This window comes from Lysinibacillus sp. FSL K6-4013 (genome assembly GCF_038630435.1).
GTDB lineage: Bacteria > Bacillota > Bacilli > Bacillales_A > Planococcaceae > Lysinibacillus > Lysinibacillus boronitolerans.
Genome location: NZ_CP152031.1, coordinates 26,410 through 49,122, shown reverse-complemented (window position 1 = coordinate 49,122; position 22,713 = coordinate 26,410). Strand labels below are relative to the sequence as shown.

Below are 22,713 nucleotides of genomic sequence, written 5' to 3'. Positions count from 1 at the left end.
TTTTATTCAGAATTTTGTTAAACCGCTTCTCTCTCATATAGTCAGTATTGCAAAATTATGTGAGGTAAAGACAAATGCCCCTTGAAGCCTATCGTACATGTGAAGGAAGCTCTCGATCGTTTAATGTGCCTTTAGGTTATATCATCTTTTGGTAAATTAAAATACTTCGCAATTTTTGGTTTACAACGGTAACAATTGCGTTTATCAAAGCGAGATGCCATGTTTGAATACATAACTTTAATAACTGAAAAAAGCGCTCTTCTTATCAAAGAACAGCACCTAGATTTTGGAATAACTAGGTTAAGTAAATAACCCAATTTCTTTTATTCATCATTCATATAAATCTAATTGATAATAGACAATGTCTAACCATTTTCCAAATTTATATCTGATATGTTTTAATCTACCGACCAAATGAAAACCAAACTGTTCATGCAATTTGAAGCTTCCAACATTTTCTGAATCAATAACAGCAATTAACGTTCTCACTTTTCGTTTCTTCGCTTCTTCAATTAATTTTTGTAAAAGTTGTTTTCTAACCCCCTTTCCTTGATGTTTTGATGAGACATAAACAGAATGTTCCATGGAAAATTTATACCCTTCATTTGGATAAAATCGTTTAAATGTGGCAAAACCAATGACTTCTCATTTCTTCATAAATGTACATCGGGTTATTTTCCTTTACATTTTCCAAAAACCATCTTTGTTTTTCTTCCAACGTTTCTGGCTCTGTGTCTTTTTTAACTTCATCGCATAATCTCCCTAATTACAAAAACTCATCCACATCATCTGATTTCAACTTAATATAATGCTCCATAATCGTGTGATGTGATTTATGGCCAGACTGCTTCGCGATTGTCGGGATATCGGCGCCTTTTTGATACATTGCCGTAATTTGTGTTTTACGGAACGTGTACGGCGCAAATCCAAGCCAGCTTTGAATCGCTTGGTTATAGCTCACTTCACTAATCTGTCGGCTCGTGTGGTTCCCCCATTTATCAGCTGCACCGACAAAGTAATCTTCCGGCATTAATTCACATGCAGCGATATAATTCTGCACCGCCTGCACGCATTCCAGCGTTAGGCGTTTTTCTTTCATCTCGCCCTGCTTCACCATCATCACCTGGACCGTACGATTTTCTAAATCAAAGTCACTTACTTTGAGGCGCACCATTTCCGACGGCCGATTTGCTGTAATCAGGTTAACTAAACAAATGGCACGCTTGCGAATATCGCTTTTTTTGTGGGTATCGTAACGATCAATGAGACGTAGCACATCACTTTGCTTTTCAGCTCGTTTCCCCCTCATCGGCTTTAAGCGTAGATACTCTTCTTGATCGTATAAGCTACGCAGTAATTTAATGCTCCCTTCCTGCTCTGGGGTCACTTGAAATCCGTATTCATTCGTTAACCAATACTTCACGCCGGCTAAGCGACGGTTAAAAGTCGATAAACGGACTTGCTGCTGCGTGACTAACTCATGGAGATACAGCTCTAAAGCATCAAAATCCTTCGCCAATAGATGCTGGTCGCAAAAGGCTTGAAACAAATTGAAGTCCGATTGGTACCGATCCAATTTCTCCTGCCGAATTGCCTGCAGCGTCTCATCCTTTTGCTTCGTCATTTTATATTGCTGCAAAGAAAATAGTGTTTCTTCCATTATATATGTCCCTCCTCGCGTTAAAATAAGTATATATTTCAAAAGTAGAAATTTCCACCTTTGAAAAGTTTCTTTTTGTGTTTTTTATATCTTCATATAAGAACTTACGTTTTTTTTATTATAAAATTTTCAACCTTAAACAACAGTCTTTTTTTAAGGTTGATAGATATTTTCTATCCCTTAAATTTCTTTATTTTTAAAATAAATCATACTTTCATAAATTGAGATAATGTTCATGAACACAGCAAAAAAAAAGAGGAAATTATCAAAGCAAAGACAAGTCATCATCCCTAAATTTTATTTTGATGCTTTACAGATGTAAGATGTAAGAGGAAGTAAAGATTGGATAAGTATAAAATGGAATTAAATTGATCCAGTACATAAAATGGCAAACGATTTTACCGAACAACTATTAATTGGCTTAGTGGAAAATGATTCAGTGGACAGGAGCTAGTCAAAATGTTTAAAGAGGCAACCAAATCAACTGGTTGGACGGTTTTTCATTCTGAAAATGGAGATAACACTATATTATAGAAGAAACTCGTGGTAAATTTGTTTTATTGAAGCTAAAAGATCCACGCCTTATTGCACATACAAAAATACGTTGGGTTTTTATCCAACGCATTTTAGATATTAAGAAGATTTAATTAAACTCTTTCTTTAATACTCCTAGCGTCTTCAACTTCATTATCAATACTACCAGGTTCTCTATACTGGTCTTTTATATCTTCTATATCAACTTTTGTAAATTGATCTGGTGAAACTGATCCTTTTATTTTCATAGCAACATAATATGCAACAATAGAAACTATTAATGATTGAACAGCTGGTAATCCAAATGGGTATACATATTGAGTCAGATATCCCACAAAAGTACCTACGACAAGAGCAATAGTTGCCATCCAATTCCAACCTTCATTTTCAGCCCATTGTTGTTTACGTACTAAAAAGAAATCGCTCATCATTACCCCAGCGATTGCTGGATATATCAATGCTGTCATATATAGGAAATCTGTGAAATAATCTAAGATTCCTGCAAGAGCTATTACAATTGCAATGATTGTTCCACCTAATGTTAGTAATGCCCGCCCTTTCCCAGAGTTTACATTCAACATGTTCGCTAGTGCTAATCCCATACTATAGTTATTTACAATTTGGCTAGTCCACGTCGCAAACCATAAGATTAGGAAGCCCCAAACAGGGAAGCCCATGTTTAACATAACAGTTACTATATCTGCTTCTCCTACGCCAACAGACATAATTGCCCCAACATAAAATAATGGAATTCCTACACCTACAATCCCTATAGGTATTAATAAATTATCTTTCACTTTCGGCTTCGCATATCTAGTATAGTCTGATGCTATAACCCATTGTGAAACGTTAACCCCGATAACAAGACTTATTGCTGCAAGGATCGTCATATTTGGTTCAGGATTCCAAGAAGTGATTGTGTCCCAACCTATATTCTTAAATGCTAAGTAAATTCCACCGATTATCAAAATAAGTCCAGCTGGTACTGCAATGTAATCAGTCCACTTCATTGATGAATAACCGATTATTGCAGGCAGGGCAAATAATGCTCCAGCTATCACGGTAATTAAAGCCCACGCACCCCACTCTGTAGTATAGTCAATTCCAAACATAGCAGATATAGCGTTACCTGCAACCGCAGTTTGAAGTGCCCACCATCCCATAGATACGATAAAAATAGTTAATCCTACAATAAATCTAGCTTGTAGAGCACCGAAACTTGATTTTGCAATAACTGAAGATGCACGTCCCGTTTTTGCACCTATATAACCTTGTATAAAGTTTCCTGGCCATTGAAATACAACCATAGACAGTACTACTATTAGTAAAATCTCTGCTAAAGAAAAGCCACCTGTAAGAGAAGCCCCTACCATTAAAACAGGTATTGTAAACTCTAGACCACCAAAGATCATGGCTGGTGTCATCCAATGTTGCCTTTCATTTAAAGGTACTGCAGCTAATGCTTCATCTTTCCCAATTGCTGATTTTTTTTCTAGTTCACTCATTTCACTCACTACCTTTCTGAATTTTCAGACTTCTATAATGGCAACCTATTTTTTATAACTAGCTCTCTCGGATAATTATTAATACGTTCAAAACCAGATTGTGTAACCACTACAATATCTTCAATTCTGACTCCGAATTTTTCGCTAAGGTATCCTCCTGGCTCTACACTTATCACCATACCTTCTTCAAGAAGTTGATCATTATTAAATGTCACAAATGGCTCCTCATGTACTTCTATACCTAAGCCATGACCTGTCCTATGTGTAAATTGAGCGCCATAACCAGCTTCAGTAATTATATCTCTAGCTACTCTATCAATCTCTTTTAATGGTACGCCAGGTTTTATAGCTTTAACTGCTTCTTCCTGCGCATACTTAACTGTGTTGTATACAGTCTGCATTTCCTCAGTCACACTATCTCCAATGAATATAGTCCTAGTAATATCTGAGCAATAGAAATCTTTAATTCCTCCTATATCAATAACCACCATATCTCCCTCTGAAATTTTTGTTTCACCTGAATGATGGTGAGGAACTGCTCCATTTTTCCCTGCCCCTACAACAGGATTAAAAGACATCTTTTTGACATTATGCATCTCAAACAAACGTTGGATTTCATCAACAACTTCTAATTCAGTCATACCTACTTTAATAAAATCTATTGTTTTACCTACAACTTCGTCAGCTATAGCCCCTGATTTTTTCAATAATTCTATCTCACGTAAATCTTTTTTTAATCTTAATTTACCTATGATACTAGTACTATCTACAAATTTAATATTGTTATTAAGCTGAATTAAGTTTATTAAATTTAGACTTGGCCACTGGTTATCAATAGAAATAACCCCTTCATTAGGGAGAAACTCTCCTAAAATCTCAATAGATTTATCACCGTCCTTCCAAAATACAGTTTGAAATAGCGTTGGATTAGTAATTTCTTCTTTAGACATTTCATGTATAAGCATAATTGGCTGACCTGCTTTATTAATAACAATCGCCTGTAATCTTTCATGTGATTCTAGCCATGTCCCGCTAAAATAGAAAAAGTTTGCTGAAGACGTTACTAAAAGAGCATCTATATTTAAATCATTCAAAATTTCCTGAGCTTTTTTGATACGATCTTGGTATATCAATTCAACATTCTCCTTTTTAAAAAGGCTTCCTTCTATTATTAGTGTAATAATAGAAGGAAGAACCCTCATGTAATTTATCTAGAAACTAGAGCCCATACTATTTCACAATCTTCTTGGCCATCATTATATGCCCAATGTTTTTCTCCGTGTGGAATAAATGTCGCTTGTCCTGCAACTACCCTATATTCTTTTCCGCCACTCATTGTTAGCATAGAACCCTTTAATATTAATCCATATTCATCCTGGGTATGAGATCCAGTACCTTCTAGAGGAATTCTAGCACCAGGCGGAATAATTACTGTTCCAAAAGCTGTTCTTCCACCTTCAATTACAGTTTCGTCAAATATAGTTTTCATAATGACTTCTGTTTGGCTGCTAGATTTCACATCACTAGTTGATACGATTTCCATTTATTCGCCCTCCTTTTGTTTGCGCTCTGCAGAAAGCCCCACGACTTCTAGTGTTTTAGGGTTTAAAGTAACACCATAGTCCTTTTCAGCTTGTTCCACTGTGATGTATTCATTTTTTACATCCCATATCACTTTATCGATAGGTCGATCTAGTGGATTCCCATAGCCTCCACCTGAACCAGTGACTAGTCTTGTAACATCATTTTTACTTAACGGGAATTGATTATACTTCCCATATGGTCCGAATGTTTCACCATTACTCTTAACAAATTCAAAGTAATTAGTAGAACCTTCTTTACCTTCATTTGTTCCCCATGTGTTATATTTATGACGACCAAAGGAACCAGTAAAGTACTGATTATCTGTTAATGAACGGTAGGCTCTTGTAACTCCATAACCACCTCTAAATTCGCCGGCACCCATTCCATCAGTATTTAAGCTATATTCATCTATTAATACACCATTTCTAGTTTCACAAACTTCTACTGGAATATTGAATGTTTCGCCATCTAATATACAGAACTGAGCAGAGGCACCATCTTTTTCTCTGTCTCCACCCCATCCACCTACAGATGGTTCAACGATTAAGAATGGTTCATTTGTATCTTGATGTTTTCCACCAAGAATAGCTACACAAACCGATAAGAAGTGCCCAGCAGATAGACGGTCAGGTACTAATGGTGCTAGAGCTTTCCAAACTAAGTCTGTTCCAAATAACATTGACTCCCAATACATAGATACTGGTGCAGGTCGTACTGCATTGAATATTGAACCTGCATCAGTAATTACACGTAAAGGTCGGAAAGAGCCATCATTTACATCTTGTGATGGATTAGTTACAGCAAGATAAATAGTTCGAACTGCTGAAATTAGACCAGTTAAGGTACAATTTATAGATCCAGTTACTTGTGGATGACTTCCTCGGAAATCACATATAAACTCAGTATCAGTAATTTCAACTTTTACTTGTACTTTAAAAGGACCTTTTTCAATTCCATCATCATCAATATAATCTACCGCTTCAAATGTTCCTTTAGGTAGATTTTTTAATGATTTAAGTGCAATTTGTTCTCCATGATCTAATAAATAGTTAATAGAGTTTACAACTGTTTCTTTATCGTATTTTTCGCATAATTCCTGAACTCGTCTCTCACCAGTTTTTAGAGCAGCAACTTGAGCCCACATATCTCCTAATGATAGATCTGGAAATCTCACATTCGCAGCAATAATTTCAACAACAGATTGATTTAAAACTCCCTGATCGTAAAGTTTTACACAAGGGAATTGTAAGCCTTCTTGGTAAATCTCTGTTGAATTTGTAGACATTGAACCTGCGTCTTTTCCTCCAACTTCTGTCCAATGGGCTTTATTAGCGGAAAATGCAATTAATTCCCCATTGTAGAAGATAGGCATAACTAACCCCACATCACATAAATGGGATCCGCCTCCACCATAAGGATCATTAATTAAAATGATGTCGCCAGGTTTTAAATCTCCATTTTTATTGTACTTTTCTAAGGTTTCTCTAACCATGAAACTTAGCATTCCAATAAAACCTGTTACACCGTTACCTTGAGTTAATAGTTGTCCCTTTGAATCAGTTAGACCACTCGCATAGTCTAAAACTTCATATATAATAGGACTCATTGAAGTACGAGCTAATGCATAGAACATTTCTTCTCCAATTGCTATTAAAGAATCCTTAACAATATCTAATGTAAATGCATCTACTTTCGTTGCTGTTGGATAAATTGTTTTCTCCATAATTTACACCCCCATATCGATAATTAAGTTTCCATATAAGTCGATTGTTACGGACTGACCAGGATAAACTACTGTTGAAGCGGATGATTCCTCTACAATCACTGGACCTTCTAAGAATGCATCTGGATTTAACTTTGTTCTATCGTATACAGGTGTATCAATCCATCCACTTCCTTCATATAAAACGGGTCTAACTTCTTTTAGTGCATCTTGTAAATCTAATCCGTTATTTTCCATTTTAGATAACTCAGGTTTTTGTACAGATCCAAAAGCAATTAAGTGTAGGTTTACAATTTCCGTCGGATTATTTTCTAACTTAAATGTGTATAATTGTTCGTGTCTATTATGGAAATTTTGTATCACATCTAACATTACCTCTTTTGTTACCTTCCCATTTGGTACAGGTACTTTTACCGTATGCTCTTGCCCAATATAGCGAATATCTATAAATCTAGTAAACATAACCCGATCTTCTGCTACACCTTCATCGGCATATTGAGCCAACGCCTTGCTTTCTTGATCCTCTAGAATATTGTTAAACTCTTCATAGTCAATCGTGTCTACACGACGTATATATGTTTGAATATAGTCATGTCTTAAATCTGTCATTAACATTCCCCAAGCAGAGAATACCGAAGCAGCAACTGGTACAATTACTTTTTTAACACCTAACTCTTTAGCTAGTGCGGGAGCATGCATAGATCCTCCACCACCAAATGCAACTAAAGTAAATTCACGTGGATCATAGCCTTTTCTAACTGAAATTAATTTTAGAGCATTCAACATATTTGAGTTTGCAATACGAATAATACCTAAAGCAGCTTCATCAGTTGAAATATTGAATTGGGTAGCGATTTTTTCATTTACTACTGTCTTCACTTTTTCCATATCTACTTCATTATCAAAATTTTTAGGTGAAAGTCTTCCTGTTACTAAATTTGCATCTGTAGTAGTAGGTTCTGTTCCGCCTTTTCCATATGCAATTGGACCAGGTAATGCACCTGCAGATTGAGGTCCAACTCTTAATGAGCCACCATCATCTATCCATGCAATTGATCCTCCACCGTTTCCAATCTCAACAATGTCTACAACTGGAACTTTGATTGGATATCCCGCAGTACGATCATCACGCTCAATATTGTATTCAGTGGTTACCTTCACTTCACCACTATCAATTAGAGAACATTTCGCTGTTGTTCCACCTATATCAAAGGCTATAATGTTTTCCTCACCAAGAATTTCCCCTAATATAGCAGCGCCATAAATACCTGCTACAGGACCAGACTCCACCATGTTAATCGGAGTTTGTTTTGATTGTTCGAAAGTAGTCGTACCACCATTAGATTGCATTATATATTTATTAGCTGAATTATCGATTTTGCTTAACTCTTTTTCAAGACGTTCTATATAAGCTGAGGCAATTGGCTTTACATAAGAATTTAGGACAGTTGTGCTAGTGCGTTCATATTCTCTCCACTCTCTTGTTACCTCATAGGATGCTGTCACAGCAACCTCAGGCCATAGTTCCTTTATAAGCTTAACTGTTTCAATTTCATGAATCGGATTACTATAAGCATGTAAATATGAAACCGCAATAGCCTCTACTTGTTCTTGTTTGAAGTATTCAATAATCTCTTTTACTCTATCAATTTCTAATTCTTGTATAACCTCACCTTTGTAATTTAAGCGTCCTGTTACCTCTTGACGTAAATATCGCGGAACGAAAGGCGTAGGTTTTTTATATTGAATATTAAATAGATCGGGTCTATTTCCACGAGCAATTTCAAGAACATCTCTGAATCCTTTGGTTGTAATTAAGCCTGTTTTTACACCCTTACGTTCAGTTAAAGCATTAATAATAACCGTTGTTCCATGAATAAATGTATCGAGTTCCTCAGTCTTTATACCACTTACTTCGATAACATTTAATACCCCATTTTCAAAGTTAGGAGGAGTTGTGTGACTTTTTGCTACACCAACTTTTCCTTGCTCGTCGATATAAACTAGGTCAGTAAAAGTTCCTCCGATATCTGTTGCTACTCTCATAAATCTAGCCACCTTTCTTATTTAATAAATCAATGTATAAAAATTCAGTTATTAAAAAATAACTGGTGTTACTACACTAAGGACTTTGGCATCTGCTTCTAATGGGTTTTTCACCGAATGTGAAAGTGTTGATGGAAAATGTATTGAGTCACCAGGTTTTAAAACATATTCTTTTCCATCCACCTCAAATATTAGTTCTCCTTCGAGTACATAATAAAATTCTTCACCGGGATGGCTGAAAGTTTTTTCAGGTGTAGGTCCTGGAGGGAAAGTTACAAGCATTGGCTCGATACTTCTTCCTGAAAACTCTCCACCCAGTCTTGTGTAAGTAACACTAGAACCTTCTAATTTAAAAGGTTTCTGTTCCTCTTTCTTCACTTGAAAATTTTCATTCGAAAAATCTTCAAAGAAGTTAGTAATTGGAACTTCTAACGCATCTGCAATTTTTTTTAAAGAAGTTATTGCAATTGACGAAGAAGCTCTCTCCACTTGAGATAAAAAACTTACAGATAATCCTGTTTTTTCACTTATCTCTTTTAGAGTTAAATCCTTTTCAATTCTTAATTCACGAATTTTGGTCGATACTTCTTTCATATTCCTAACCCCCAGTAAATCTAGGTTGTAATGTAAAACTGTAATTTTATTTAAAAATTAAAGTAATACTGTAATTTGTATGTTATCACAGAATTTTTAAAATTTACAGCAAATTTTAAAAATTTAAATTAATTTATTTATTGATTGTTTTTAGGAAGTTTTTATTCTTTGGAGGGGAGAGCTTCTTTGACCACTTTGTAAGCAGTTGTAGAAATGGAAAAATAATCGAACGGAACTGGCTATCGAGGATATTAGTTCTAACAAAGATGCTGTTTTAAATCTGTTTCTTAAAACATACCTTCCCTTTAATGAAACAATATTAGTCGATGTTGATTCAAAAGTTAAAGTGTGTAATTGCAGCTAAATTTAAATAGGTGTATTTGAATAATAGCGCATCAACTTTTGTAAAATCGATTGCCAATCAATTAATTGATCCAATTGCACTAACAGATGGCTCTTATCATACATAGCTAAATAAGCCTCCCGATTTTTTTCGATGGTCTGTCTTGAAGTAGTAAAGAACATAAAAATCCCTCCAACTCATTTCATAGAATTGAAAGGACTTTACCTGATTTTTCAAAAAAATTTCATTGACTAAATAGTTTATCAACAGAAAGGGTTTTACATATTAGATATGACTAATATGTAAAACCCTTTCTTCTTTGTGTTAAATTTTATTATTGTATTCAGTTCATTACAAAATATCCATAGTGGTCTCCGACTACTTTTATGATATAATTGCTAAAAAATTTCGATAGGGGGGAGAGAGATGAATGTAGAAGATGCTTTAAAGATTGGCGAATTGTCAAAAGGTGAAGTGATTACAGGGAGAAAAGGTCTTTTACGAAAGATTGTTTCGATTGAGGTCATGGAAGTTCCAGAAGTAGGGAATTGGGCAACAGAAGGGATTTTGATGTTGACAAGCTTTTATTCGGTTAAAGATGATTTTAAAAAGCAATATGATATATTAAAAACGTTAATCGAAAAACGTGCTGCAGGTATGGTGGTGAAATTAGGAAGGTTTCTTGATTACCTGCCTGAAGAAATGATTGCGTTAGCAGAAAAAAATTCTTTTCCAATCATTTCAATTCCGAAAAATGTATCATATATAAATGTAGTAACCCCTTTATATGAAAATCTATATGAGGAAAAAAGAAGAGTTAAGCAGAATTCTTCCAATCCCTTCTATGATTTTATTGTCGAGGATTATGCCAAGGTGGAAGATGAGGTTGAACGTTTATCAGAAATCTTGGAGGCTCAAGTCTATATTGAGGATTGTGTAGGTCAATTACTTTATTGCTCAAAAACATTTTCATCAGATGGCTGGAGAAAATCTAATTTATTATTTTCTGTACCTTCCAATCCAAATTATAAGAAGCTAATAAAAGATTGGAAAAGCGATATCCAGCCTAGCTTATTAAGACGCGAAAAATTTTCGGATCAAAGGAATCGGCTGATTGTACCACTTTTATCGAAGAAGGATATTTTTGCGTTTATCCATCTTCCGTTTAAAAGTCAATCTAAGTTTCAAGAGGTTAAGCCCCATCATGTAGAACACCTGAGTCGTAAACTCTCTGAAACAATTTTGAGTGAGCAGTTAGATTTACAAAAAGAACGGATCAAAGAGAAGGCCAAATTGGAGTTACTTTTGGATAAGCATAATTCCGCAAATGTAAATCGCGAATTTGTCCTTTTGTATTTTTATAGAAAAAGTAAAGATATACCTTCTCTACAACCTTCTCCGTTGTTGGACATCAATTGTTTAGTAAGAAAAAATATAAAAGAATGGATGCAGACCCTGCTGTGTGAAGAGTGTATTCTATTCGAAAAACATAATCAAATTTTTTCCCTTATCCAGTCTTCAGAAAACGAGCATCAAAACATAGTGTCATATTTAAAAAATGTATGTAAACTATCATTGCAAAATTCCTCCATTATAGATGTCGCAGTTTCTGTTAGTGCTCCTTTTAGAAATTTAAAAGACTATGATGAGAAAATTAAATCTGTCGTTAAAATTATGGAAATAGGTCAAAAAGTGCGACCTGATGAAAAAGTTTATACCTATGATAAGTTGGGAATTTATGAAATTCTTATTAATTTGAGCACGAATTCAACTGCCATGCTATATGCTGATGAAGTTCTTTCACCTCTTACAAGTGATGATGGAGAGCTTTTAGAGACTTTAATTGCCTTCTTAAAAGAGAATGGAAATGTATCGCGTACTGCAGAGACATTATTTATTCATCGAAGAACGATGACCTTTCGGCTTCAAAAAATTAAAGAACTGCTAAACATGCAGCTGGATGATCCTGAAAACCTCTTTACTTTGCGTTTTTGTTTAAAATTGAAAGAGTTAATTTAAGTAAATTCATATGTTATTTTATTTAACCTGTTATTTTTATTTTAAGATTGTACAGGTTACCCATTCCATAGTCAAAAAAGCCGGAAGGAAAAAACTGTTCGTTTTTTCCTCCGGCTTTTATTTTAGAAATTTATTGACTCCCTTTTAGTGCAACACTCTATTTTATGAGAAAAGTGGAAATAGTGAGCAAAAACTCAATCTAAATCCTTCCCGGTTTGTACATTTGTCCAATTAGTTTAAATTTTTATAATTATTAAAAAAGGGGGGTGATAACACGATGTTAGGAATTATTCGAGTTTTAACAACTGAAGATGAGTCTGTTTTGCAAGAACATGGAAATGAAATGAAGAAATATGCTAGGGTAGACTCTATTACAAAATGTATACAAGATCAACCTAATGGTATTTATAATGATGAATCTGAACAAGTAGCCATTCCAAAAATAGTAAAATTGGCTAAAAAAATGGCAGAAGAGTTTAATGTAGATGCAATCACAATTAGCTGTGCGGCTGATCCAGCTATTGATGAGTCACGAGATGTTGTGAATGTGCCTGTTTTAGGTGCAGGAGTATGTGGAGCACATACGGCTTGTATGGTTGGAAGTCGTGTTGGGGTAATTGGCATCACAGATTTTATACCAGGGCGGATGAAAAAGGAACTTGGTGAACACTATCATTCACATGACTATTCTGAAAAGTTAAGAAAAACTACGGATTTATTTAAAGAAGGTGCAAAAGAAGAGTTACTACAAGTAGCTCAAAGGCTAATTGATTCTGGAGCAGATGTTATTTTATTTGCTTGTACAGGATTTTCAACGATTCGCTTAAAGGAGTATTTTGTTAAGTACTTATCTGTACCAGTCATCGATTTAGTAGAAGCACAAGCAATAGCTTATCAATTGATAGAAAGGAGTGTAGGGAATGCATCAAAAAACGTTTGATTTCTCGTTTATCGTATTTTCGATATTAATCTCTATTTTTGGTGCAATCATAGGGATGCAGCTGATCACTTCTCTTGGAATTACTCCGAACACATCAATAATTGGTGCTTTAATTGCGATGGTTATAGCTCGGATTCCGATGCAAATGTTCTATAAATACAAGTCCTTGGATAATCAGAATTTAGTTCAAACGACTATCTCTGCTGCCACGTTTGGTGCAGCTAATAGTCTATTAATCCCTATTGGATTACCTTATGTTTTAGGGATGCCGGAGTTAATCATTCCTATGCTAATCGGAGCTGGGATTGCCTTATTTATTGATGCATTCATTTTATATAAAGTATTTGATTCGAAATTGTTTGGTGCAGATGAAGCTTGGCCCCAAGGTATTGCAACTGCTGAAGCCCTAAAGGCTGGAGATAAGGGTGGATCTAAAGCAAAATTCCTAGGTTTAGGAATTCTAGGTGGAATTGCTGGTTCTCATTTCGGTATTCCGATGTCAGCTTTGGGTGTTGCATTTATCGGAAACATATGGGCGTTATCAATGTTTGGTCTGGGTTTGTTATTAAGAGGATATTCTGTTCAGCTTTTTGGGGTGGACTTAAATGAGTACTATATTCCACATGGAATGATGATTGGTGCAGGAGTTGTGGCACTACTCCAATTTATAATGACTCTTGTTAAGTCTCGATCTCAAAAAGAACCTGATGTGGAAACGAATCATGAATATACACGAAATGAAAGTGATGTAAAAAAAGGATTTGGTCTTGGTTTAGTTCTTTATATAGCTGGGGCAGCGCTTGTTGCTGTTATGGGTGGAATTATGGCTGAAATGCCTATCTGGCAACTGTTATTATTTGTTTTATATGCTTCCTTTGCTGCTATAGTAAGTGAAATTATTGTAGGGATTGCAGCGATGCATTCAGGGTGGTTTCCAGCATTTGCTATTACGTTAATTTCACTAATCATCGGAATGATCATAGGGTTTCCACCAGTTGCACTTGCCTTACTTACAGGTTATACAGCGGCAACAGGTCCTGCTTTTGCAGACATGGGTTTTGACTTCAAAGCCGGTGTCCTGATTAGACGAGGTGTTTCAAGTGCTCAAGAGCTTTTTGCAAGACGTCAGCAATTTAAGAGTGCAGCGATTGGATTTGGTGTTGCAATAATAATGGTTGCTCTTTTTGCAGACTCCTTTTTCACACAAGACTTAGTTCCCCCAGTAGATCGCGTTTACGCTGCGACAATTGAAGCTAGGATTTCAGGTGACGTAACATCGTTAATATTATTGTGGGCTATTCCAGGAGCTATCATTCAATTAATTGGTGGGCCAAAGAGGCAAATGGGAATTTTGTTAGCGACAGGTCTATTGATTTCATCCCCAATTGCAGGCTGGGCAGTAATCATCGGGGTTCTCATCCGTATAACAATACTAAAAGTTCGTGGTCCAGAGGCGGAAAAAACAATGTACACAACCGCAGCAGGATTTATTGCCGGGGATGCTATATATAGCTTCTTTACATCGATTTGGAAAGCTAGATAAAGAGGGGGATCTAAATGACTAAAAAAATATTAACTAAAGATGATGCAAAGAAAGCAGTCTATGGAGGCTGTATTCTCGGAGGCGGAGGATGGATTCATGATGGTCTAGCAAAATCAGAATCTGCCTTTGAAATGGGCACTCCTAACTTGATTACAATTGATGAATTGCAAGACGATGACTATGTTGCATGTGTGTCCCTTGTCGGGGCACCTTCTGCAAAAGAGTTGTATGTTGACTCACAACAGCTAGTCCAAACGGTTCAACGCATGCAAAAAGAATTTCCGCAGCCAATCAAAGCTATTATGACAAACGAAAATGGAGCTTCTACAACGATAAATGGCTGGCTGCAGGCTGCAGGTACTGGCTTGCCGGTTATCGATGCTCCTTGTAATGGAAGGGCACATCCGACAGGATCGATGGGTTCTTTAAATTTAACCGAAGTGGATGGGTATTTATCAATTCAGACATTTTCAGGCGGAAAAAATGATAAAAAAATAGAAGGGATAGTATCTGCTTCCATTAACAAAGCTTCAAATGTAGTCCGTTCCATGTCTGTAGAGGCTGGAGGAATGGTAGGAGTTTGCAGAAACCCAGTGCAAGTTGATTATGTGAAAAAAAATGCTGCTGTGGGTGGCATCACTCAGGCAATAGAACTTGGTGAAGTCTTCCTATCCGTACCTGAGGGACCAGAGCGAATTGAAGCCGTTGCCTTATATCTAAAAGGGCGGGTTATTCATTCAGGAACGGTAAGTTCGTATGAACTGAATGAAACAGGCGGATTCGATGTTGGATTTGTGAAGATTGATGATTTAGAGCTTACTTTTTGGAATGAATACATGACTGCTGAGATAAATGGCGAACGTAAGGGAACATTCCCAGATTTAATTATGACTTTTGATGCTAAAACGGGGTGTCCATTAGTAAGCGCCGAGATTCAAGAAGGTCAAAGTATTGCGGTCATTTCAGTACCGAAAGACAACCTAAAATTAAGCTCAACAATGTTTAATGAAAAGCTTCTAAAGTCAATAGAAATGATTATTCATAAAAAGATTGTTTAAAGGGGAGAGAAGTAATGTCACTGAAATATACAATAGAAGTAATGGAATTGTTGGATCATCCAAAAGCAAATGGACAAATGATTTCCGATCTTTTTGCAGATTTCTCGAATGTTGAGGCGACCTACGAAACTGTATCGGGTGATCGTGGGTCAACAGACTTTGTAAAAATTGTTGTAAAAGGATTTGAAGGGAAATTAGCAGGTGGTAATGCCCCTTCTCTAGGAGTAGTAGGTCGTTTGGGTGGACTTGGAGCCCGTCCTTCCCGTATTGGATTTGTTTCAGACGGAGATGGAGCCGCAGCCGCTGTCACAATAGCGTTAAAGCTTGCGAGTATGGCTGAAAAAGGAGATCGTCTACCAGGTGATGTCTATATTACAACACATATTTGTCCATTTGCTCCAACAGAGCCACATGAACCAGTTGATTTTATGGGGTCACCAGTTGATATCCTTACCATGAATCAGTATGAAGTTTTGCCTGAAATGGATGCCGTTTTATCCATTGATACAACAAAAGGAAATAAAATCATTAACCATCGTGGAATTGCCCTATCTCCAACTGTAAAAGAAGGGTATGTTTTAAAGTTCAGTGATGATTTGCTTCGAATCATGGAGATGTCTACTGGGGAATTACCTGTGACATTTGCTGTAACGACTCAAGATATTACCCCTTATGGAAACAATGTATACCACATCAATAGCATTCTGCAGCCTGCTGTTGCAACGGATGTACCAGTTGTTGGTCTTGCTATTACGGCTAAATCAGCTGTTCCAGGCTGTGGAACCGGTGCAAGTCATGAAGTGGATGTAGCACAAGCTGTTCGTTTTAGCATTGAAGTAGCAAAGGAATTTACACGCGGGCAAATTGACTTCTATGATAAGGCAGAGTTCAGTCATCTTGAGAAATTGTATGGTTCAATGAAGAAGCTTCAAACACTAGGAAGTGTTTCGTCATGACACGAAAGTCAGTAGGTATTCTGACGATTGGACAATCCCCACGTGAAGACGTAACCCCTTCTATCCGCGCTCTTTTAGGGGATTCGATTGATATTATAGAGGCAGGTGGACTTGATCGACTTGGTGATGACAAAATAAAGTCAGTTTGTCCTGATGATCAAGAAATTACGTATATATCAAAATTAAGAAATGGCAAATCTGTTAAGATTGGAAAATCCAAGCTTTTACCATTATTGCAAGACGAGTTAACCAAGCTTGAAGAGAAGGTTACTGTCGTTATTATGCTTTGCACAGGAGATTTCCCGACCATTCAGAGTAAGAAGCCACTAATTTATCCTGATAAGATATTGAACCATACAGTCCAAGCAATATTAAAAAAGGGGAAGCTGGGAGTGATTGTTCCATTAGAGGAGCAACGAAATACTTTAACTAAAAAATGGGGAAATCCAAATCTGGAACTTTTCGTTGAAGTTGCTTCTCCTTATGAAGATAGTGATGTAAAAGGAGCCGGCCAAAGGTTAAAGTCTCAGGGAGCAGAGCTAATTGTTCTCGATTGTATGGGATATTCTGAAACCCATAAAAAAGATGCCATGGAGGGGAGCAACTTGCCAGTTCTTCTTCCGCGGACCTTAACTGCTCGTATTACTGCAGAATATGTACAGTAGATTAGAGATCCGGTTTTCCGGGTCTTTTTTCTAAGGGAGAGGACTCAATATATGCCAATTATTGCACTGTTTGTTTTAAGCCTTCTTTGGGGATCTACTTTTTTTCTAACCAAATTATTGCTCATTGATTTTCATCCCGTTTCAATTGTCTTTTATCGATGTTTATTTGGAATGTTGGGGCTTTTACCATTTTTCCTTTGAAAAAAAAAGGAAGGTGATTTTGATAAGCTTCCTAAGCTTATCATGATAACCTTAATAAGTGCAGGTATTCCATGGGTTTTCATGAGTTTAAGTTTAAAAGGACTTGATACAACCATTAGTGGAGTGTTGAATGCTTCGGGTCCTATAATCGGAACTATTTTGAGTGTTGTAATCTTAAAAAGAGTTATTCCTAAGCACGAGATTTGGAGCGTATTAATAGGGTTTGCTGGAATTTGTATAACTATCCTTGCAGGAATGAATGGAAATAGCCAATTTCATGTTGGGTCTGCAGCATTGCTTTTGTTTGCTGTTTGTTTTTATTCAATGTCAGCTATCTTTTTGTCCATGTATTTAAAGCATTGTTCGGTGTATACTCTTTCTTTTATAACCATGGCACTTGGTACTATTTATTCTGGTGTATTTATGCTGTTTATTGAGCCGATGAGTTTCAGAAATTTTGTGGGTTGGAAACCTTTTTTATTGTTTATTGCTATAGGCATGGTTAGTTCAGGATTCGGAAATATGCTCTATTATTATTTAGTTAAATCAAGAGGCGGCCTATTCGCTCTATTAGTAACATATTTAATGCCCATAATGACGATTTTATTAGGAGTTATTTTTCTTGGAGAAAACGTTAGCATCGGCATGGTGGTTGGATTATTCTTTGTTCTAGCTAGTGTTTATTTGATGAATAAAAAAAGGTTGTATAAAAAAGGAGTGCCCAAGGATGAATATGCTTCATAGTATTGTTGCAAATATTATGTCAGATAACTTAGATGTTTCTAAATCGAGTTCCATATTAGTTTTAACAGATCATAGTACATCTTTGTTAGCCAAAAAGTTTAAAGATGCCTTAATTGCAAATGGATGGAATACTTCTTTTTATGAGATGGAGGACAGAACAAAATCAGGTGAAGAACCTACAAAGGAAGCGTCTGATAAGATACTGGAATACGATCTTGTTTTCTGCTTAACTAAGCATTCTTTAACACATACATTAGCTAGGAAAAATGCGAATATTCACGGAGTCAGTGTGATTACAATGCCAGGAATTACTGAGGACATGTTTTTACATGGGGCAATGAAAGCCGATTATCACCGGGTAGAAAAAGAAACAATGGAAATGACAGATAAATTGTCTAAAGCAGAAAGAGTAACAATCAAAACTGGAAGCGGATATCGATTAAGCATCCCCCTTTCTGGAAGAACAAGGGCAACTGTTAATGTACCTACTCAAAAAGAAGCAATAAAAATTGCGACTGGAATTGCTAAAAATCAAAAGAGTGAAGTAGTAATTCATAATCGCGAAGGTAAAATTCGAGAAAAAAATAGTTATGGTAATGATCCATTTCCTCCGAAAGGTTGATTAAAAATGCAATTTTTACACAAACGTGTATTCATTAAGAGTGGGCAAAAAGTAAAAGTGACTTTAAGTAGACCTGCAAATGTAAAATTAATGGATGACAGCAATTTTAGAAATTACAAAAATGGACGTGGACATAGATATTATTATGGACAAGCAATTAATAACACCGTCATTATTCCTGTAGAATTCTCTGGAAATTGGAATATTACTATAGATTTAGGTATCACCGGTGGCTCAATACGTCATTCTATTGAAATTTTTTAATCATGTTTCAGAAGGTTATAGATATCTATAGCCTTCTCTAAAGGAGAAAATGTAATTGCCAACAACAACTTTATCTAATACTATCTTACGAAAAAATAAGGAATTGTCTAAGTTACAATCGGATAAAGCTTCAGAAGTTAAAAAAGCAGCCGATTTAGAAAAGAAAATTGCTTCCGCTAAAAGCAGTATATCCCGAACTAAAAGTGAGTCTATTATTAAATCTAAGGTAAGAGATATCGATAGATATAGTACACAATTAAATAAAGTGAATCAAAAAATTCCAGGAATTGAAAAAAAGATTGCTCAGAAATCGACCGAAATATCAAATGAGGAAAGTAAACTTCGTCGAGAGGAATCTAAAGCATAAAAAAAGAGATATGAATCAGAAAAAAAACAACTACACGAAATTAAAAATCTCCAGTCATCTATCTCTCATCACGACCTACTTCATCAAAAAACACAAATTGAATTGGCCGAACTTAAAAACATACCAGAGAAAATCACTGTTTTATTTATAGCTTCTAATCCTTTAGATCAGCACCAATTACGATTAGATGAAGAAGCTAGAGAAATCGAACAAATGATTCGTAAATCTGATTATAGAGATTCAATTATTTTTACTACTAAATGGGCAGCACGTCCATTAGATATTTTACAAACTTTCAATGAACTTAAACCTACAATTGTAATTTTAGTGGACATGGTTCGGATCAAGATGAATTAGTCTTTCAAGATAATAATGGGCAAACTAAACTAATTTCTAAAGAGGCCATTATTCAAACAATGGTTTCGACATCAGATACTATTGAATTAGTTTTCTTTAATACGTGTTTTTCGTTCAACCAAGCTAGAGAAATAACGCGTCATATTAATGCTGCCATTGGGATGAATACTTCTATTGGAGATGATGCAGCACGTATCTTTGCAGCACAATTTTATTCTGCTCTTAGATTCGGACATTCTATTTACAAAGCTTTTGAACAGGCTAAAGGGGCATTGATGTTAGAAGGTATTCCAGAAGAACAAACTCCTGAAATTTATAATAAAGAAACCATAGATTTACAAAATTTAATCTTAGTAAAACCATAGTATCTGTATAGTGGGGGAAAATATATGATTGATAACTTAATATTAAAAGCTAAAAACATTTTTTTATCTGAAAAAGATCAAGAATTAAGAAATAAAACAAATCTTAAGCATAAAAACTCAAGCGATTTTATCATTAGAAATTTAGAAGAAATAACTTCTAAATATTACATTTCAAATGTTTATATGCTGGAAGAAATCATTGAAAACAATCAACTTAAATATTTTCAATTTGAAGAAACAGACTATGATATTACAGTTTTCTCTCTCTAATCTTCTTATTATATCCGTTCAAATCTATATTAGAATCCAATTCATCCTTGCCAACTTTATATGCAATCTTTTCAATAGTATAACCATTCCCCTCCAACACCGGTTTAAAATGTTTCAACTCATCCTTCCCATAAATATAAGCCTTCACCATCTGATTTTCAGATGCAGCTGCATGGAGAAACGATGCTTTTGCCTCTTTCACTTCGCTAAATCCAATAATCGGTGCGTCCGTTTTCTTATGATACAGCTCTATAACTGGCTTTGGCACGTGCATTTCGAGCAAAGCAAATTGCTCTGAAAAGCTCTCATACATCATCGCTGCTGTGGGCTGTCGATCGATGACATTCATCAATAAAATGACCTTATCTTTTAGCATGCCTTCATTAATAACTTCCCCTCGTTCGTCCATTAAATACTTTGTTTGACGGTCGTACTTAGCGATTTCAAAGCCATTGTAACGTGCATCAAATACTTCAATCGCAATTTTAGGAGCTTTTACATAAGAAATAGCTGGTAAATGTTTGGCCAACTGCTCAAATGAAACCGCCTTGTTCTCTAATTTTGGCTCCTGAATGATTTGTTCTAATTGCTCATACAGTTGCGGGTGCAGCACAACATCTAGCGTTGCTAACGTCTTTTCAAGAGTCGCCTGAATCTCAAACAACGCCTTTCGCATTAATTCCGTATCTTTTGCCCACGTTGCAATATACCCTAATGGAAAATGGCTCGTATCAAAGCCTAAATACGCCATTGTTGCACAGGCAATCGATTCTGCTTGCGCCTCCTTATGGGCACGTGTTGCTTCACGATAATCGCAATACGCCCGTGCAGCTGAGCATGAGCAAATTCATGAATAAGCGTACTTAATTTTGCAACAGAATTATTTTCACTCGCATTAATGGTAATTTCGTTGGTCGATGGCACAAAGTAACCTCGTCCTTCCTCATGAATCGAATACGTCTTCTCTACAACGTGCAACTGCTTAAATTGATTTAAATAATTTTTAAACTGATTGTATAGCCTCTGAGCATCCTCATCCGTTTGAAATTGTTCATTTACAAAATCTCTTGTCGTTTTAAGTGGCTCTCCTGCTGTTTGTGCAATATCAAACACCGTTAGCCATTTATACCGAACTAAGACGTTCTCCATCTTCAGCTTGCCGTTCTCATAAACTGGTTGCTTTGTTTTGGGATCAAGTACCGGCTGTTGTTCAAAAATAGGGGCACGAATTTGAATACCCTTCTCCCCTTTTTGCACATAACGCTCATGTTTTTTCCATGCTTGAAAGCCAGCGACATAAGTAGCTTTTGGATTTTGCATAAAAATGAGGATTTGGTTATCTACCGAATACTGGCGCATACTTGCCATGAAAGTTAAATACCGCTTAAATAAAGACCCACGTTTTATAGCCTAGCTTCTCTTTTGTTAGTTCGTTTAAAAATTGTGATGATATGACCATGACGCCAATCGCTGATGTTAAGCAGGCAAAAACAACACATATAGCTAGTAACGCCTTACCCAAATTACCAATGACACTAAAGGCAATGGCTGCTAATAGTTCTGTATCACTGCCAGGATTTGTGATGATACCATTACTTGTAGCCCCTAAATAAAGTAGGCCACCATAAACTGCTATTAATCCTATTGCAGCAATAGCCATTCCACCTAGCGCAACCTTTTTAGATTGTTTCCCTTTATAGCCATAACCAACTATTGCTGCTAAAAAGATCGGAGCACAAAGAATACCTGTCCCTACATCTCCTGTTTGATAGGCAGCTATTATCGAGTTAGCAAACACCCCTTCAGCCCCTGTATTGACTGCTGTTCCCATTGGATCTAGTACCCCTTTACCAATGAGGATAATGAGGATAAGAACAAGAACGGGTGTCAGCCATTTCCCAATCTTATCGATAACATTTGATTGATCCATCGCAAAGTAAAAGCAAATCGCGAAAAACGCTAATACTGACGCAATTAAAGGTATGTTCGGAATAATTTGTGATACCCCTAATTCATGAGTTGTCGCTGACATCCTCGGTATTGTGACAACCATTCCAATACAAACCATCATGACCGTATTAAAGGCTTTATAAAACCAATTTCCGATTGGTCTTGTGAGCGCTTCCACGGTTCCCCCAGTATTATAAATTGCGTACACCGCAAGCACAGGTAAAATAACGCCCGTTAAGCTAAAGCCCATCAAAGCAGAAATCCATGATTCCCCTGCACTATTTCCTATGGATGGCGGAAAGATTAAATTCCCGGCACCAAAAAATATAGCAAATAAGGCTAGCCCGACAATTATCGTATGCTGTACAACTTTAGACATATCCTCAACCCCTTTATAATCGTT

The 22,713-nt window shown here is 36.1% G+C and carries 25 protein-coding genes and 1 pseudogene; 14 read left to right on the top strand and 12 right to left on the bottom strand.

Annotated features, from left to right (window positions below; translation table 11 throughout):
- Positions 1–330: 330 nt before the first annotated feature.
- From MHB39_RS00220 to MHB39_RS00180, 9 genes are all read right to left on the bottom strand, one after another.
- The gene (locus MHB39_RS00220) at positions 331–585 is read right to left on the bottom strand and encodes an N-acetyltransferase family protein (protein WP_342545579.1); all 255 of its coding nucleotides are present in this window, start codon (positions 583–585) and stop codon (positions 331–333) included.
- 181 nt (positions 586–766) lie between these two features.
- A complete protein-coding gene (locus MHB39_RS00215; protein ID WP_274797564.1) occupies positions 767–1,660 on the bottom strand; it encodes a site-specific integrase in 894 nt (297 codons plus the stop codon).
- 647 nt (positions 1,661–2,307) lie between these two features.
- Entirely contained in the window at positions 2,308–3,699 is a 1,392-nt protein-coding gene (locus MHB39_RS00210) for a cytosine permease (protein WP_342545578.1), read from the bottom strand.
- Positions 3,700–3,731: 32 nt separating this feature from the next.
- On the bottom strand, positions 3,732–4,832 hold the full coding sequence (locus MHB39_RS00205) for a Xaa-Pro peptidase family protein (protein WP_342545577.1): 1,101 nt from the start codon (positions 4,830–4,832) through the stop codon (positions 3,732–3,734).
- Positions 4,833–4,906: 74 nt separating this feature from the next.
- Positions 4,907–5,242: a cupin domain-containing protein gene (locus MHB39_RS00200; RefSeq protein WP_342545576.1), complete on the bottom strand. Its 336-nt coding sequence runs from the start codon at positions 5,240–5,242 to the stop codon at positions 4,907–4,909.
- Positions 5,243–7,006: a hydantoinase B/oxoprolinase family protein gene (locus MHB39_RS00195; protein ID WP_221683240.1), complete on the bottom strand. Its 1,764-nt coding sequence runs from the start codon at positions 7,004–7,006 to the stop codon at positions 5,243–5,245.
- A gap of 3 nt (positions 7,007–7,009) precedes the next feature.
- Positions 7,010–9,052, bottom strand: coding sequence for a hydantoinase/oxoprolinase family protein (locus MHB39_RS00190; protein ID WP_342545575.1), 2,043 nt, complete (start codon positions 9,050–9,052; stop codon positions 7,010–7,012).
- A 51-nt stretch (positions 9,053–9,103) separates the two neighbouring features.
- On the bottom strand, positions 9,104–9,646 hold the full coding sequence (locus MHB39_RS00185) for an XRE family transcriptional regulator (protein ID WP_221683242.1): 543 nt from the start codon (positions 9,644–9,646) through the stop codon (positions 9,104–9,106).
- Positions 9,647–10,012: 366 nt separating this feature from the next.
- Positions 10,013–10,171 (bottom strand): hypothetical protein, encoded by a 159-nt coding sequence (locus MHB39_RS00180; protein WP_342545574.1) that lies wholly within the window; start codon positions 10,169–10,171, stop codon positions 10,013–10,015.
- Between the two features lie 244 nt (positions 10,172–10,415).
- On the opposite strand from MHB39_RS00180, the gene MHB39_RS00175 reads away from it, so the two are divergent.
- The 14 genes and pseudogenes from MHB39_RS00175 (at position 10,416) to MHB39_RS00110 (ending at position 20,360) form a co-directional block, all read left to right on the top strand.
- The gene (locus MHB39_RS00175; protein ID WP_342545573.1) at positions 10,416–12,008 is read left to right on the top strand and encodes a PucR family transcriptional regulator; all 1,593 of its coding nucleotides are present in this window, start codon (positions 10,416–10,418) and stop codon (positions 12,006–12,008) included.
- A gap of 277 nt (positions 12,009–12,285) precedes the next feature.
- Positions 12,286–12,948: an aspartate/glutamate racemase family protein gene (locus MHB39_RS00170; protein ID WP_342545572.1), complete on the top strand. Its 663-nt coding sequence runs from the start codon at positions 12,286–12,288 to the stop codon at positions 12,946–12,948.
- On the top strand, positions 12,929–14,491 hold the full coding sequence (locus MHB39_RS00165; RefSeq protein WP_342545571.1) for an OPT/YSL family transporter: 1,563 nt from the start codon (positions 12,929–12,931) through the stop codon (positions 14,489–14,491). The genes MHB39_RS00170 and MHB39_RS00165 overlap by 20 nt, the downstream gene beginning before the upstream one ends.
- Before the next feature lie 14 nt (positions 14,492–14,505).
- Complete coding sequence (locus MHB39_RS00160; protein ID WP_342545570.1) at positions 14,506–15,549, top strand: DUF917 family protein; 1,044 nt, start codon at positions 14,506–14,508, stop codon at positions 15,547–15,549.
- A gap of 14 nt (positions 15,550–15,563) precedes the next feature.
- On the top strand, positions 15,564–16,505 hold the full coding sequence (locus MHB39_RS00155; RefSeq protein WP_342545569.1) for a DUF1177 domain-containing protein: 942 nt from the start codon (positions 15,564–15,566) through the stop codon (positions 16,503–16,505).
- Positions 16,502–17,170, top strand: coding sequence for an AroM family protein (locus MHB39_RS00150; protein WP_342545568.1), 669 nt, complete (start codon positions 16,502–16,504; stop codon positions 17,168–17,170). The genes MHB39_RS00155 and MHB39_RS00150 overlap by 4 nt, the downstream gene beginning before the upstream one ends.
- A 51-nt stretch (positions 17,171–17,221) precedes the next feature.
- A pseudogene (locus MHB39_RS00145) lies at positions 17,222–17,605 on the top strand (DMT family transporter); the annotation flags it as partial.
- Between the two features lie 21 nt (positions 17,606–17,626).
- Entirely contained in the window at positions 17,627–18,115 is a 489-nt protein-coding gene (locus MHB39_RS00140) for a DMT family transporter (RefSeq protein WP_342546874.1), read from the top strand.
- Positions 18,099–18,737, top strand: a complete 639-nt coding sequence (locus tag MHB39_RS00135; protein ID WP_342545567.1) for a DUF2188 domain-containing protein — start codon at positions 18,099–18,101, stop codon at positions 18,735–18,737. The genes MHB39_RS00140 and MHB39_RS00135 overlap by 17 nt, the downstream gene beginning before the upstream one ends.
- A gap of 6 nt (positions 18,738–18,743) precedes the next feature.
- On the top strand, positions 18,744–19,001 hold the full coding sequence (locus MHB39_RS00130; protein WP_342545566.1) for a DUF1883 domain-containing protein: 258 nt from the start codon (positions 18,744–18,746) through the stop codon (positions 18,999–19,001).
- Between the two features lie 55 nt (positions 19,002–19,056).
- The gene (locus MHB39_RS00125; RefSeq protein WP_342545565.1) at positions 19,057–19,368 is read left to right on the top strand and encodes a hypothetical protein; all 312 of its coding nucleotides are present in this window, start codon (positions 19,057–19,059) and stop codon (positions 19,366–19,368) included.
- A gap of 102 nt (positions 19,369–19,470) precedes the next feature.
- The gene (locus MHB39_RS00120) at positions 19,471–19,725 is read left to right on the top strand and encodes a hypothetical protein (RefSeq protein ID WP_342545564.1); all 255 of its coding nucleotides are present in this window, start codon (positions 19,471–19,473) and stop codon (positions 19,723–19,725) included.
- A gap of 59 nt (positions 19,726–19,784) precedes the next feature.
- Positions 19,785–20,090 (top strand): hypothetical protein, encoded by a 306-nt coding sequence (locus MHB39_RS00115; RefSeq protein ID WP_342545563.1) that lies wholly within the window; start codon positions 19,785–19,787, stop codon positions 20,088–20,090.
- 24 nt (positions 20,091–20,114) lie between these two features.
- Positions 20,115–20,360 carry a hypothetical protein gene (locus MHB39_RS00110; RefSeq protein ID WP_342545562.1) on the top strand — a complete coding sequence of 82 codons (246 nt, stop codon included), beginning with the start codon at positions 20,115–20,117 and terminating at the stop codon, positions 20,358–20,360.
- On the opposite strand, the gene MHB39_RS00105 is transcribed toward MHB39_RS00110, so the two are convergent.
- From MHB39_RS00105 to MHB39_RS00095, 3 genes are read right to left on the bottom strand one after another with little or no spacing between them, the layout of a single operon-like run.
- Positions 20,341–21,111 (bottom strand): hypothetical protein, encoded by a 771-nt coding sequence (locus MHB39_RS00105; protein ID WP_342545561.1) that lies wholly within the window; start codon positions 21,109–21,111, stop codon positions 20,341–20,343. The genes MHB39_RS00110 and MHB39_RS00105 overlap by 20 nt on opposite strands.
- Positions 21,099–21,728: an ArdC family protein gene (locus MHB39_RS00100; protein WP_342545560.1), complete on the bottom strand. Its 630-nt coding sequence runs from the start codon at positions 21,726–21,728 to the stop codon at positions 21,099–21,101. The genes MHB39_RS00105 and MHB39_RS00100 overlap by 13 nt, the downstream gene beginning before the upstream one ends.
- 16 nt (positions 21,729–21,744) lie before the next feature.
- Positions 21,745–22,689 (bottom strand): branched-chain amino acid transport system II carrier protein, encoded by a 945-nt coding sequence (locus tag MHB39_RS00095; RefSeq protein ID WP_342545559.1) that lies wholly within the window; start codon positions 22,687–22,689, stop codon positions 21,745–21,747.
- Between the last annotated feature and the right edge of the window lie 24 nt (positions 22,690–22,713).

Bases quoted from the DNA above. Each gene is read 5' to 3' on its own strand.
- MHB39_RS00150 (WP_342545568.1), top strand. From the start codon at position 16,502: ATGACACGAAAGTCAGTAGGTATTCTGACGATTGGACAATCCCCACGT.
- MHB39_RS00135 (WP_342545567.1), top strand. From the start codon at position 18,099: ATGAATATGCTTCATAGTATTGTTGCAAATATTATGTCAGATAACTTA.
- MHB39_RS00175 (WP_342545573.1), top strand. From the start codon at position 10,416: ATGAATGTAGAAGATGCTTTAAAGATTGGCGAATTGTCAAAAGGTGAA.
- MHB39_RS00180 (WP_342545574.1), bottom strand. From the start codon at position 10,171: ATGTTCTTTACTACTTCAAGACAGACCATCGAAAAAAATCGGGAGGCT.
- MHB39_RS00095 (WP_342545559.1), bottom strand. From the start codon at position 22,689: ATGTCTAAAGTTGTACAGCATACGATAATTGTCGGGCTAGCCTTATTT.
- MHB39_RS00190 (WP_342545575.1), bottom strand. From the start codon at position 9,052: ATGAGAGTAGCAACAGATATCGGAGGAACTTTTACTGACCTAGTTTAT.
- MHB39_RS00215 (WP_274797564.1), bottom strand. From the start codon at position 1,660: ATGGAAGAAACACTATTTTCTTTGCAGCAATATAAAATGACGAAGCAA.
- MHB39_RS00170 (WP_342545572.1), top strand. From the start codon at position 12,286: ATGTTAGGAATTATTCGAGTTTTAACAACTGAAGATGAGTCTGTTTTG.
- MHB39_RS00105 (WP_342545561.1), bottom strand. From the start codon at position 21,111: ATGGCGTATTTAGGCTTTGATACGAGCCATTTTCCATTAGGGTATATT.
- MHB39_RS00130 (WP_342545566.1), top strand. From the start codon at position 18,744: ATGCAATTTTTACACAAACGTGTATTCATTAAGAGTGGGCAAAAAGTA.
- MHB39_RS00100 (WP_342545560.1), bottom strand. From the start codon at position 21,728: ATGGCAAGTATGCGCCAGTATTCGGTAGATAACCAAATCCTCATTTTT.
- MHB39_RS00200 (WP_342545576.1), bottom strand. From the start codon at position 5,242: ATGGAAATCGTATCAACTAGTGATGTGAAATCTAGCAGCCAAACAGAA.
- MHB39_RS00210 (WP_342545578.1), bottom strand. From the start codon at position 3,699: ATGAGTGAACTAGAAAAAAAATCAGCAATTGGGAAAGATGAAGCATTA.
- MHB39_RS00220 (WP_342545579.1), bottom strand. From the start codon at position 585: ATGGAACATTCTGTTTATGTCTCATCAAAACATCAAGGAAAGGGGGTT.
- MHB39_RS00140 (WP_342546874.1), top strand. From the start codon at position 17,627: ATGAATGGAAATAGCCAATTTCATGTTGGGTCTGCAGCATTGCTTTTG.
- MHB39_RS00165 (WP_342545571.1), top strand. From the start codon at position 12,929: ATGCATCAAAAAACGTTTGATTTCTCGTTTATCGTATTTTCGATATTA.
- MHB39_RS00110 (WP_342545562.1), top strand. From the start codon at position 20,115: ATGATTGATAACTTAATATTAAAAGCTAAAAACATTTTTTTATCTGAA.
- MHB39_RS00115 (WP_342545563.1), top strand. From the start codon at position 19,785: ATGGTTTCGACATCAGATACTATTGAATTAGTTTTCTTTAATACGTGT.
- MHB39_RS00185 (WP_221683242.1), bottom strand. From the start codon at position 9,646: ATGAAAGAAGTATCGACCAAAATTCGTGAATTAAGAATTGAAAAGGAT.
- MHB39_RS00160 (WP_342545570.1), top strand. From the start codon at position 14,506: ATGACTAAAAAAATATTAACTAAAGATGATGCAAAGAAAGCAGTCTAT.
- MHB39_RS00195 (WP_221683240.1), bottom strand. From the start codon at position 7,006: ATGGAGAAAACAATTTATCCAACAGCAACGAAAGTAGATGCATTTACA.
- MHB39_RS00155 (WP_342545569.1), top strand. From the start codon at position 15,564: ATGTCACTGAAATATACAATAGAAGTAATGGAATTGTTGGATCATCCA.